The sequence below is a fragment of the Acrocarpospora phusangensis genome (assembly GCF_016862995.1).
GTDB lineage: Bacteria > Actinomycetota > Actinomycetes > Streptosporangiales > Streptosporangiaceae > Acrocarpospora > Acrocarpospora phusangensis.
Genome location: NZ_BOOA01000141.1, coordinates 1 through 12,096 on the forward strand (window position 1 = coordinate 1; position 12,096 = coordinate 12,096).

The 12,096-nt window shown below is 69.4% G+C and carries 12 protein-coding genes; 2 read left to right on the top strand and 10 right to left on the bottom strand.

Translation table 11 applies throughout. The annotated features are described in order from the left end of the window. Positions 1–324: 324 nt before the first annotated feature. The 5 genes from Aph01nite_RS39530 to Aph01nite_RS39550 form a co-directional block, all read right to left on the bottom strand. Positions 325–687, bottom strand: coding sequence for a hypothetical protein (locus Aph01nite_RS39530; protein ID WP_204046217.1), 363 nt, complete (start codon positions 685–687; stop codon positions 325–327). Continuing rightward, positions 684–1,547, bottom strand: a complete 864-nt coding sequence (locus Aph01nite_RS39535) for a DODA-type extradiol aromatic ring-opening family dioxygenase (protein ID WP_204046218.1) — start codon at positions 1,545–1,547, stop codon at positions 684–686. The genes Aph01nite_RS39530 and Aph01nite_RS39535 overlap by 4 nt, the downstream gene beginning before the upstream one ends. Before the next feature lie 73 nt (positions 1,548–1,620). Then, positions 1,621–2,409, bottom strand: coding sequence for a citryl-CoA lyase (locus Aph01nite_RS39540; RefSeq protein WP_204046219.1), 789 nt, complete (start codon positions 2,407–2,409; stop codon positions 1,621–1,623). Next, positions 2,406–3,545, bottom strand: a complete 1,140-nt coding sequence (locus Aph01nite_RS39545; protein ID WP_204046220.1) for a CaiB/BaiF CoA transferase family protein — start codon at positions 3,543–3,545, stop codon at positions 2,406–2,408. The genes Aph01nite_RS39540 and Aph01nite_RS39545 overlap by 4 nt, the downstream gene beginning before the upstream one ends. A 76-nt stretch (positions 3,546–3,621) precedes the next feature. Continuing rightward, positions 3,622–4,431: an IclR family transcriptional regulator domain-containing protein gene (locus Aph01nite_RS39550; RefSeq protein WP_204046221.1), complete on the bottom strand. Its 810-nt coding sequence runs from the start codon at positions 4,429–4,431 to the stop codon at positions 3,622–3,624. A gap of 106 nt (positions 4,432–4,537) precedes the next feature. Between Aph01nite_RS39550 and Aph01nite_RS39555 the strand changes: the two genes are divergently transcribed. Continuing rightward, positions 4,538–6,007 carry an amidohydrolase family protein gene (locus Aph01nite_RS39555; protein WP_204046222.1) on the top strand — a complete coding sequence of 490 codons (1,470 nt, stop codon included), beginning with the start codon at positions 4,538–4,540 and terminating at the stop codon, positions 6,005–6,007. On the opposite strand, the gene Aph01nite_RS39560 is transcribed toward Aph01nite_RS39555, so the two are convergent. The 5 genes from Aph01nite_RS39560 to Aph01nite_RS39580 form a co-directional block, all read right to left on the bottom strand. Continuing rightward, entirely contained in the window at positions 5,975–6,922 is a 948-nt protein-coding gene (locus Aph01nite_RS39560; RefSeq protein ID WP_239162326.1) for an ROK family protein, read from the bottom strand. The two genes, Aph01nite_RS39555 and Aph01nite_RS39560, sit on opposite strands and share 33 nt — an antisense overlap. Positions 6,923–6,959: 37 nt before the next feature. Beyond that, the gene (locus Aph01nite_RS39565) at positions 6,960–7,265 is read right to left on the bottom strand and encodes a hypothetical protein (RefSeq protein ID WP_204046223.1); all 306 of its coding nucleotides are present in this window, start codon (positions 7,263–7,265) and stop codon (positions 6,960–6,962) included. 130 nt (positions 7,266–7,395) lie between these two features. After that, positions 7,396–7,824, bottom strand: a complete 429-nt coding sequence (locus Aph01nite_RS39570) for a peroxiredoxin (RefSeq protein ID WP_204046224.1) — start codon at positions 7,822–7,824, stop codon at positions 7,396–7,398. 74 nt (positions 7,825–7,898) lie between these two features. Then, the gene (locus Aph01nite_RS39575; protein WP_204046225.1) at positions 7,899–8,324 is read right to left on the bottom strand and encodes a DUF3052 domain-containing protein; all 426 of its coding nucleotides are present in this window, start codon (positions 8,322–8,324) and stop codon (positions 7,899–7,901) included. Between the two features lie 124 nt (positions 8,325–8,448). Further along, positions 8,449–8,856, bottom strand: coding sequence for a YjbQ family protein (locus tag Aph01nite_RS39580; RefSeq protein ID WP_204046226.1), 408 nt, complete (start codon positions 8,854–8,856; stop codon positions 8,449–8,451). A 395-nt stretch (positions 8,857–9,251) separates the two neighbouring features. Between Aph01nite_RS39580 and aceE the strand changes: the two genes are divergently transcribed. Beyond that, complete coding sequence (aceE, locus tag Aph01nite_RS39585; protein WP_204046227.1) at positions 9,252–11,999, top strand: pyruvate dehydrogenase (acetyl-transferring), homodimeric type; 2,748 nt, start codon at positions 9,252–9,254, stop codon at positions 11,997–11,999. Positions 12,000–12,096: the final 97 nt, after the last annotated feature.

Sequence of the window (12,096 nt, forward strand, 5' to 3'; positions counted from 1 at the left end):
ACCTGGACCAGGGTTTCGCCGTCCCGAACTTCGGGTGCGGGCACCGTGCTCAGGACGGGGGCGTCCCCGCAGGACAAGACGACAGCCGCTCTCATCGATATCTCCAACCGAACATGCTCATCAACGCACCCATCTCCTGCCTTCGTTCACAACCCATCCAGGGGGCGATGTCTGTGAGCGTTTGTCGATGCCCTACGAACTGCTCCGACTCCGTTCACAAACCCCCCGGGGCGATGCCTGGAACAACCCGACTCTATCGACACCAAGATCGATCTCGTCCTGGCCCACGCAACGCCCCAGGTCACACCCAGAACCAATCCCCCTTTATGTCGAAATATCGGGGTAAGGGAGGGTGAAGTGGGAGAGGCGCTGGCCGTACGCCTTCTGGTATTCGAGGGGCTCGGTGTTGTCGCGTTCGAAGAGCGCGATGAAGAGGGTGAGCGTCAGGAAGGGGTGGGCGCCGAGTTCGAACAGGCGGACGTGGTCCTGTTCGGCGAGGGCGGCGCGTTCGTCCGGCTCGAAGGAGAGCCAGGTGCTGGCCTCCGCCTCGTGGGAGTTGAGGATCTTGTTCGCGTACTCGAGCTCCCACCAGGCCACCGTGCCGGCCGGGTCCTCCCGGTACCGTTCGACCAGTTCCGCATCGCGGTCGATGGTGTAGAGGAACTTGTTGAGCAGGTATTTGCTCATGCGGGCACCCCTTCCGGATACCAGGTGAAGTAGGCCTCCATCGTGTGGAACAGGTCGAGCGAGTCCACGTGGTCGGCCTTCGCGCCCTCGCCGGCCACGCCCATCATGAGCATGAAGTCCATGAATCCGTGGGTCGCGTTGCCGGGGTTCCACAGGCTGTCGAGGGAGACCTCCGCCAGCGACCGCTCGATGTCGCCGTTGGCGATCCATTCGACGGCCTTGCGGTCGAATTCGGGGTCGGGACCGTGCGGCCCGAACTGGCGCGGGCCGCCGAGTTCCAGGGACAGGTGGCCGGTGCCGATGATGGCCACGCGCAGGTCGCTCGGCCAGGATTCGACGAGTTCGCGGATCGCGCGGCCGAGGGCCACGAAGCGTTTCGGCTGCGGCAGCGGCGGCGCGAAGATGTTGGTGTAGATGGGCACGATCGGGAGGTCGGCTTCCGGCCGCAGCGTGATGATCGGGCAGGTGATGCTGTGGTCGATCCGCAGCTCGTTGCTGAAGGCCAGGTCGAAGCCCGCGTCGAGGCCGCCGCGCAGGATGTGGGAGGAGAGGTCCTCCTGTCCGCGCAGCAGCAGCCGGGGCAGCCCGAACTCGCGCTCCTCGTTGGCCCAGTTGGCGTCGTAGAAGGGCGCCTTGCCGACGAGGAACTGCGGCATGTTGTCCAGCCAGAGCTGGTGGAAATGGTCCGAACCCACCATCACCAGCACATCCGGCCTGGCCCGGGTCAGCGTCTCCCGAAACGCCAGAATCTTTTCCACCCACGCGTCCGCGAACGGCGGCCGTTCCTCCGGCGGCGCCGTACTGGCCTTGTAGTAGAAGGGGTGATGGGTGGACGCGATGACGGCGGCTATGGTCGCCATGAAAGACCTCCCTGCGCTTGGACCGGGGCGTACCGGTCAGCGGCTGATTGAACGGACCCGGCCACGGCGTCCCCTACGCCTCGTCCGGGATATAAGTCGTGTTGCGATCGATCGCGTGGTACATGTCCATGCCGATGGGGTCGCGGCGTTCCTCGGCGAGGTGGCCGAGGAGTCCGGCGGCACGGGCGAGCAGCGCGAAGCCGCGCAGCATGTCGATGGGCAGGCCGAGGTCGGCCAGCGCGGCGCCGCAGACTCCCGCGCCGTTGAGCGGCAGCCGGCGGCCGAGGACTTCCGGATGCACCCGGCCGATCGCCGCGAAGAGCCGCAGATGCGGACCGTACAGGCCTTCTTCGGAGGCGATGGAGAAGAGCACCGGGGTGCGCGGATCCTCATCCTTGTGTACGGGATGCCCCAACCCCGGCACGAACCGCCGCTCGGCCCGCGCGTCCTTCACCGCGGCCAGGGCGATCGTGTCCCACTCCTCGTCCGTCATGTCCGCGGACCACTCGCTGCCCGCGAGCGTGGTGGCGAGGAATCGCCCCGCGTCCTCGGTCACGCCGAGGAAGCGGGAGCCGCCGCCGAGCAGCCCGGCGGCCAGCGCGCCCTGCACGGACTCCGGCGCGCTCAGGTACGTGAGCCGGGCCGCGATCGCGGTCGGCGTGAACCCGTGGTCGGCCAGCGCGACCAGCACCGTCTCGAAGACCCGGGTCTCCGACGGGGTGGGCCGCCGCCCGGCGACCAGCCAGAAGGCCAGCTCCCCGAAGCCGACCTTGCCCATCAGGTCATGGGCGAGATCCTGGCCGAGTACGCGGATGCTCGTCGCATCCGACGTACCAATCGATGTCCTGAAATTTCCGCTCATGCTTCCCCCAGCCAGGCCCGGATCTCGTCACCATGTTCGTTCAGCCCGGGCGGCGGCAACCGGTAACTCGGCGACGTACGCGACAAAGTAATCGGATTGCGCACGGACGGAACCCCGCCCGGCGAGACCACGGGGTCGAGCCCGAGGTCCACGGCGAGTTCGACGCCCTCCCCCACCGTGTTGATCGGCCCGCAGGACACCCCGACGGCGTTCAGCTCGCGGAACCACTCCGCCCGGCTCCGGGTCTCCAGCCGCTCCACCAGCAGCGGCCGCAGCTCCTCCCGGTTGGCCGTCCGGTCGGCCGTACGCGCGAACCGCGGGTCCTCGGCCAGCTCCGGCACGCCGAGAACGTCACACAATTTCCGGAACTGCCCGTCGTTCCCCGCCGCGATCACCAGCTCCCCGTCCTTGGCCGGCAGCGGCTCGTACGGAAAAAGGCTCGGATGCGCGTTCCCCATCCGGTACGGCACCACCCCGCCCGCGACCACCGCGCTGGAATGGTTGACCATGCCCGACAAAGCCGACGCGAGCAGGTTCACCTCGACATGCTGCCCGACGCCGGACTCGGCCCGCTCGTACAGCGCGGCCAGCACCCCGGCCACCGCGTGCAGCCCGGTCATCACGTCGAAGACCGAGATGCCCGCCCGGTACGGCGACCCGTCCGGATCCCCGGTCAGGCTCATCAGCCCCGACACGGCCTGCACGATCAGGTCGTACCCGGGCAGCCCGGCGCCCCCGGCCGTCCCGAACCCGCTGATCGAGGCGTAGACCACCCCGGGGTTCCGCTCGCTCACGGCCGTGTAGTCCAGCCCGAACCGGGTGAGCCCGCCGGGCTTGAAGTTCTCGATCATCACGTCGGCGCGCGCCGCCAGCTCCCGGGCCAGCGTCAGATCGGCGGCGTCCTTGAGATCCAGCACCACCGACCGCTTGTTCCGGTTGATCCCGAGGTAGTAGGTGGACACGTCCTCCCGTACCGGCGGCATCCAGGTCCGGGTGTCGTCCCCGCCGGGACTCTCCACCTTCACGACCTCAGCCCCGAGATCCCCCAGCAGCATGGTGGCGTACGGCCCGGCCAGCACCCGCGAGAAATCCGCGACGAGAAGCCCCGCGAGTGGCCCAGTACCTTGCGTCCCCATCAACCTCGACAACCCTCCGTCCGCTGAACGGACACTTGTCCGCCGTGGACGAGCATCGGCCCCGGCGGTCGGCCTGTCAAGCGCTGGCCTGCGGAACCGCCTCATACAGGGCGAAATCCGCCCCGATCGCCCCCGCAGCGCGCAGCAGTGCGGGCAGGTGCTGCTCGGTGAGTTTCTCCAGCGACGTCTCCGCCGCGTTCGCGTTGACGTTGACGGCCGCGATGACCTGCCCGTGCCCGTCCCGCAGCGGCACCGCCACCGACCTGATCCCGGGCGCGAGCTGCTGGTCCGTGATGGCCCACCCGGTCGCCCTGACCTCGCGCAGCATGGCCCGGCGCTCCTCCGGGGCCGGCTCCCAGCACGGCTCGATGCCCGACCTGCTGGGCTCGGCCAGCACCGCGTCCACCCGCTCCGGCGGCAGCGCGGCCAGCAGCACCTTGCCGAGCGAGGTCTGCAGCGCGGGGAACCTGGTCCCGATGCTCACCGACAGTGTGACGATCTTCGGCACCGCCACCCGCGCCACGTACACGATGTCGGAGCCGTCCAGTTGCGCGATGGAGCAGGACTCGTTGGTCTGCGCCACCAGGGTCTCCAGATGCGGCCTGGCGATCTCCCACAGACCCTGCGACCGCACGTACGCCACGCCGAGCTCCAGCACCCGGGGGGTCAGCATGAAACCCCCGCGCCCGGCCCTGACGTAGCCGAGTTCCTCCAGCGTGAGCAGGATGCGCCGGGCCGTCGGCCGGGCCAGTCCCGCGGCGGTGGCCACCTCGGTCAGCGTCATCTCGGGCTGCCGCGGCCGGAACGACCTGATCACGTCGAGACCGCGCGCGAGTGCCTCGATGAAGTCGGGACCGGTGTCCTTGCGGGCCGTGGGCGGTGCCATGGGCTGTTCCGTTTCCTGTGTCTTGACATCGGGACAGGCTGCTCTCATTGTTGCATCACTGTTTCGTAGACCGCCATACGGACAAAAGTCCGCCAGGGAGGCGCCCATGAGCGCGACCGCCGCGCACGAGCCCGGCCGGCCCCTCGTCATCCGCGACGGCCTGGTCCTGACCATGGACGACCGGCATACCGTCCTGCGGGACGCCGACGTGCTGATAATCGGGGACCGCATCGAAGCCGTCGGGCCCGATCTGGAGGTGCCGGACGGGACCCTGGAGGTCGACGCGTCCGGCGGGATCGTGATGCCCGGCATGATCGACACCCACCGCCACCTCTGGCAGACCGCGATGCGGGGGTACGGCGCGGACTGGACGCTCACCCAGTACTTCGTCTGGTACTACCTCGAATGGGGCAAACGCTTCCGCCCCGAGGACGTGTACGCCGGCAACCTGCTGGGCGCCATCGAGGCCCTCGACGCCGGCGTCACCACCACCGTGGACTGGTCGCACGGCCTGCAGACCGTGGACCACGCCGAGGCGGCGGTGGACGCGCTGGTGGAGGTCCCGGGCCGGTTCGTCCTCGCGTACGGGAACATCCAGCAGGGGCCGTGGGAGTGGACCGCCGCGCCGGAGTTCCGTGACTTCGTCACGAGGCGCATGCAGGGCGGCGGCGACATGCTGGGCTTCCAGCTCGCCTTCGACGTCACCGGCGATCCCGCGTTCCCCGAGCGCGCCGCCTTCGAGGTGGCCCGCGAGCTGGGCGTGCCCGTGACCACGCACGCGGGCGTGTGGGGCGCGACCAACGACGACGGCATCCGGCTCATCCACGAGAACGGCTTCATGACGCCGGGGTCGGTGTACGTGCACGCGGCCACGCTCGGCCCCGACTCCTACCACCGGATCGCCGCCACCGGCGGTTCCGTCTCGATCTCCACCGAGAGCGAGCAGAGCGCGGGCCAGGGGTACCCGCCCACGTGGCAGCTGCGCAAGCACGGCATCCCGGTCTCCCTATCGATGGACACCAGCGTCTGGTGGAGCGGCGACCTGTTCTCCGCGATGCGCGCCACGATGGGCGCCGACCGCTCCCGCGAGCACCTGGAGGCGCACTCCCGGGGCGAGACGGTGACCCACGCCCACCTGCGGGCGGAGGAGGTCGTGGACTGGGCCACCCGGGGCGGCAGCCGGGCGCTCGGCCTGGACTCCTCGGTGGGCAGCCTCGAACCGGGCAAGAAGGCCGACGTCGTGCTGCTGAAGAACGACCACTCGCCGGTGATGTTCCCGATCCTCAACGCGTACGGGCACGTGGTGTTCCAGGCGCAGCGGGGGGACGTGCACACGGTCATCGTGAACGGGCGCGTGGTCAAGGCCGACGGGCGGCTGGTCGGGATCGACCTGGCCGCCGCGCGGCAGAAGATCGAGTCCACGGTCGGTTATCTCATGGACGAGCTGGGCGACTCCTGGCTGACGGGGATGAACCCCGACATTCCCGAGACCAAGATCATGGACAACCCGTACACGTACACGGAGTGGCGCGGGGACACGACCTCAGAGCCCGTGTCCGACCCCGTGTCCGACTAGGCCGGGACTCCAGTCCGTCCGCCCGGCGGCGCGCCAGCCGAGGATTGCCGCACCCATCATGCCGGCGCGCACGCCGAGGGCGGACTGGCGGAGCGGCGGCGGCTCGCGGAAGGACAGGCGGGCCGCCAGCCGTTCGGCCAGCGGGTCCAGGAGGGCCGGCCCCGCCTCGCCCAGGCCGCCACCGATGACGATCATGGAGGGGTCCAGGAGCAGGGTGTAGGAGGCCAGGGAGATCGCGAGCGCTTCCACGGCGTCGCCCAGGACCGCGGCGGCGTCGCCGTCCGAGGCCGCGCGTTCGACGATCCCCTTGGCGGTGGCGGCGTCGCCGGTGCGGGCCGCGTACCGGCGGGCCAGGGCCGCGGCGGAGGCGTAGGTCTCCAGGCAGCCCCGCTGGCCGCAGGCGCACTTCTCGCCGTCCGGCCAGACGGGGGTGTGGCCGATCTCGCCGCCCCAGCCGTTCGCGCCCCCGTACGGCTCCCCGCCGACCACCACGGCCGCCGCGATGCCGGTGCCCAGCGGCAGGAACAGGAAGTCCGAGACCTCCCGCCCCGCGCCGAAGACGCTCTCCGCCAGGCCCCCGGTGCGTACGTCGTGGCCGAGGCAGGCGGGCAGTCCGTCCGGGACGAAGGCGGCGACGGGGACGTCGCGCCAGCCGATGTTGGCGGAGTAGAGGGCGACCGTGGCGGAGACGATGCCGGGCACGGCCAGGCCCACACCGGCGGGCGCTTGCCCGAACGTGGCGGTGCCCGCGTCGGCGAGTTCGGACACGTAGGAGTTGATGGTGGCCACGGCCGCGTCGGCCCCGCGCTCACGGCCGGTCGGCCGCCCGGGGAAGACCGTCACCTCGCCGGAGAGCGTGACGAGGCCGCCCTTCATCGATGTTCCGCCCACGTCCAGGGCGACCACGTAGCTCACCGGCACATCGTGCTCAACATCGGCACGATTTGCCAAATCACTTGCGGCCGAGCACCCGGTCGAGGGCCGCTTCCACCTCGGCGGACAGGGCCGACAGGTCGGGGGCGCCGGGGCTGGGGGCCTGCGCGAGCCGTACCAGGCCGCAGGCGCGGCATTCGACCTCGCCGAGGCGGCAGATCAGGGCCGTGGACGCGCAGCTGGGGCAGGTGTCGAGCTCCAGGTCGGGGGCACGCTGACAGTCCGGGCAGACCAGGACCTGCGCCTCGTGGCGCACGCCGCGTCGCCACGGGCTCGCGCCGCGGACGGGGTCCGTCTGCCGGGCCCCGCATCGGTAGCAGGGCATATTCGCCTCCCACAAGGCATGTCGGTGCGAAAGGTGAAATATCCGGAAACGAAGCGGCCGGGTCGGTTCGCCGAACCCGGTGCCGTATCGGTGGCGGCGGTCCCGGCCGCACGGCCGGATCTCGCCGAGGTCACAGTTGGGTGAGCACCTTGCGGTACTCGGTCACGTCCCGCGGCCGGCCGATCTCGGTCACGACCTGCCAGCGGAGCACGCCATCGCCGTCAAGGATGAAGGTGCCCCGCCGCGCGAGTCCCCTCTCCTCGTCCAGGACACCGTACGCCCGCGCGACCTGACCATGGGGCCAGAAATCCGATAGGAGGGGAAACGAGTAGCCCTCGCGATCCGCCCAGGCGCGCAGAGAGAACATCGAATCCACCGAAACCGCCAGCACCCGCGCCTCGACGGAGGCCAGGTCGTGCAGCTCGCCCTGGCAGATCCCGGTGAAGGCGGCCGGGAAGAAGACGATCACCACGGGCTCCCCGCGGAGCCCCGACAGGCGGACGGGCGTGCCGTGCTGATCCGCCAGTTCGAAGTCAGGCGCGATGCCCCCGATGTCCACCGCCCCACCCCCCTCAAAGCCGTAGAGAACCTGCCGTACGGCGTGCGCCGTACGGCAGGGACGACCAGGCGACGTTAGCGGCGGGCCTTGAAGACGAGCCGGGTGCCCGACCAGTCCTGAGCCGCACTGATGCTGCTCGTCTGGGACAGACCGGCTGTCGTGGCGTCCTCGCCGATGTCGCTCGGCTCAACATGGCCGGGCCGGCCCGCCTTGGGCGTCAGGAGCCAGATCTGGCCTCCGTCCGCGAGGGCGGTCATGGCGGCGGTGAGGGCGTCGAACAGATCGCCGTCGTCGTCGCGCCACCACAGCAGCACCACGTCGACGACATCGTCGAAGTCCTCGTCCACCAGCTCGTTGCCGGTCAGCTCTTCGATGGACTCGCGCAGTGCGTCGTCGCTGTCCTCATCCCAGCCGACTTCCTGCACCACCTGACCCGGCTTGAGGCCAAGTCGTTCGGCCAGGCCGCGCTCGCCCTGCGCCTGACCCGCGGTCGCGCTCACGTTCATCCCTCCTGCTTGGCTTGACCCCGCCGGAAACCTCAGCGGGTATCGTTCGGCACAGTCCACACGCTGTGACCCATCGTCGTCAACGGTCGCCACGGTGAGTGACCCGCACCGTTATCTGCTAGTCGGACAAAAACGACAAACGGACATGTCGGTCCGGGTTGTCGATATTCAGGTCAACCACCGCCACCGACTGCCAGGTTCCGAGCGCCAGCCGCCCGGCCAGCACCGGAATCGTGGCGTACGGCGGGATCAGGGCGGGCAGCACATGTGACCGTCCGTGACCCTTCGATCCGTGCGCGTGCAACCAGCGGCCGTCCGCGGGAAGCAGGTCGCGCAGCGCCGCCAGCAGATCGCGGTCGCTTCCCGCGCCGAGCTCGATGAGCGCGATCCCGGCCGTGGCGTGCGGCACGAACACATGGAGCAGACCGTCTCCGCCGCAGTCCGCCGCGAACCGCCGGCATTCGTCGGTGATGTCGTGCACCTGCTCCGTTGAGCCGGTTCGCACGTCAATAACCTGAGACCTCACATCGGGATCCTATGCCCTCACTGAGCTGCGACGACGAACGCACCACCACTCCGAGATTGCCGACATTTCCGGAGATATGTGGATAAGGGGGTACGTGCGAGTGGGAGCGGGTAGGGGCCGTAGCGGCTGCGTAAAGGAAGCTTTGCGGAGCCGGAAGATCAGGTGATACCGCTAGAATCGCGCGCCTGTGGGAGCCACGTTCACATTTCGGGGCCCCCGGTGTGCACGGTTGGCGAAAAACGTCCTACCATCGGTGGTCTAGGCCACAGCCCCCTGTCTGCCAGCAGGGACATCTTGGTTTACCGGGCAGTAGAGATGCACTTTCCGGGGCGACGAGCCAGGATGGAAGCCGAACCTAGACCGACAAAAGTCCATCCTCGGAAGGCGAGAACCCAGTGGCTTCCGGACGCCAGCGATTCTCGATCATCAGTGACGGCCTACCCAGCCAGGTTCCTGATGTCGACCCCAGCGAGACCCAGGAGTGGCTTGAGTCGCTCGACAACGTCGTCAAGGCGGAGGGCAGGACCCGCGCCCGCTACCTGATGCTCCGGCTGCTGGAACGCGCCCGGGAACACCAGGTCGGCGTGCCGGGCCTGCGCAGCACCGACTACATCAACACGATCCCGCCGGAGCGGGAGCCGTGGTTCCCCGGCGACGAATACGTGGAGCGCCGGATCCGGGCCTACATCCGGTGGAACGCGGCCGTGATGGTGACCCGGGCCAACGCCAGGACCAACGTCGGCGGCCACATCGCCACCTACGCCTCGGCCGCCTCCCTCTACGAAGTGGGCTTCAACCACTTCTTCCGCGGCAAGGACCACGGCGAGTCGGGCGACCAGGTGTTCTTCCAGGGTCACGCCGCGCCGGGCATCTACGCCCGCGCCTTCCTGGAGGGCCGCCTCAGCGAGACCCAGCTGGACGCGTTCCGGCAGGAGCTGTCGCACGGCATCAAGGGCCTGCCGTCCTATCCGCACCCGCGGCTCATGCCGGACTTCTGGGAGTTCCCCACGGTGTCCATGGGCCTGGGCTCGATCGGCGCGATCTACCAGGCGCGGTTCAACCGCTACCTGAACGACCGCAAGATCAAGGACACCTCGCGCAGCCACGTCTGGAGCTTCCTCGGCGACGGCGAGATGGACGAGCCCGAGTCGCTCGGCGCGATCGGCCTGGCCGCCCGCGAGGAGCTGGACAACCTCACCTTCGTCATCAACTGCAACCTGCAGCGGCTCGACGGCCCGGTGCGCGGCAACGGCAAGATCATCCAGGAGCTGGAGTCGTACTTCCGCGGCGCCGGCTGGAACGTGATCAAGGTGGTCTGGGGCCGGGACTGGGACCCGCTACTCGCGGCCGACGTGGACGGTGTGCTGGTCAACCAGATGAACACCACCCCGGACGGGCAGTTCCAGACCTACTCGGTGGAGTCCGGGGAGTACATCCGCAACCACTTCTTCGGCGGCGATCCCCGGCTGCGGAAGATGGCCGAGCACCTCACCGACGACGACATCCGCAAGCTCTCCCGCGGCGGCCACGACTACCGCAAGGTGTACGCGGCGTTCAAGGCCGCCCGTGAGCACGTCGGCCAGCCGACGGTCATCCTGGCCCAGACGATCAAGGGCTGGACCCTGGGCAAGGACTTCGAGGCGCGCAACGCGACGCACCAGATGAAGAAGATGACCAAGGCCGAGCTGAAGGAGTTCCGCGACCGGCTCTACCTGCCGATCCCGGACAAGGATCTCGAAGGCGACCTGCCGCCCTACTTCCACCCGGGCGAGGACAGCGACGAGATCGCGTACATGAAGGAGCGGCGCGCCGCCCTGGGCGGTTTCCTGCCCAAGCGGGTAGTACGGGCCAAGCCCCTGAAGCTGCCCGGCGACGACGCGTACAAGCAGCTGGCCAAGGGCTCGGGCAAGCAGAACGTGGCCACCACGATGGCCTTCGTGCGGCTGCTCAAGGACCTCATGCGGGACAAGGAGATCGGGCACCGGTTCGTCCCGATCATCCCGGACGAGGCGCGCACGTTCGGCCTGGACGCCATGTTCCCGACGGCCAAGATCTACTCGCCGTCCGGGCAGACGTACGAGGCGGTGGACCGGGACCTGCTGCTGTCCTACAAGGAGTCCACCGAGGGCCAGATCCTGCACGAGGGCATCAGCGAGGCCGGTTCGATGGCCTCCACGATCGCCGTCGGCTCGTCGTACGCGACGCACGGCGAGCACATGATCCCGATCTACATCTTCTACTCGATGTTCGGGTGGCAGCGCACGGCCGACCAGATGTGGCAGCTGGCCGACCAGATGGGCCGGGGCTTCCTGCTCGGCGCGACCGCGGGCCGGACCACGCTCAACGGCGAGGGCCTCCAGCACGAGGACGGCCACACCCCGCTGATCGCCTCCACCAACCCGGCCGCGATCTCGTACGACCCGTCCTGGGGCTTTGAGGTCGCCCACATCGTCCGGGACGGCCTGCGCCGCATGTACGGCGAGCGCCAGGAGAACGTCTTCTACTACCTGACGATCTACAACGAGCCCTACCCGCAGCCCGCGGAGCCGGCCAACGTGGACGTCGAGGGCCTCCTGAAGGGCCTCTACCTGTTCGCTCCGGCCTCCGGGGACGGCCCCAAGGCCAACATCCTGGTCTCCGGCGTGGCGGGCCCCTGGGCCCTGGAGGCGCAGCGCATGCTGGCCGAGGAGTGGGGGGTCGCCGCCTCGGTCTGGTCGGCCACCTCGTGGTCGGAGCTGCGGCGTGAGGCGCTCGCGGTGGAGGAGCACAACCTGCTCAACCCGGACTCCGAACAGCGCGTGCCGTACGTGACGCGGAAGCTGTCCAACGTGCCGGGGCCGTTCGTGGGCGTCAGCGACTACATGCGGGCCGTACAGGACCAGATCGCGCAGTGGATCCCCGGGGACTGGTCCTCGCTCGGCACCGACGGGTTCGGCCTGTCCGACACCCGCTCGGCGCTGCGCCGCCACTTCCACGTGGACGCGGCGTCGATCACGCTCGCGGTGCTGACCCAGCTGGCGCGGCGCGGCGAGGTCAAGACCGAGGTGCTGCGGGACGCCATCGCCCGCTACCACCTGAAGAACGGCGTGACCGAGGTCGGCGCTCCCGCGGAGAGCAACGACACGGAGACCATGGGCGTCTGAAACGCCGGAGAACGCCTGAGCGAGGGCGCCGCCTGTCCGTCAGGCGGCGCCCTCGCCGTGTCAGCACCTCGTCATCCCGTCCGGGGTGGCCCGGCTC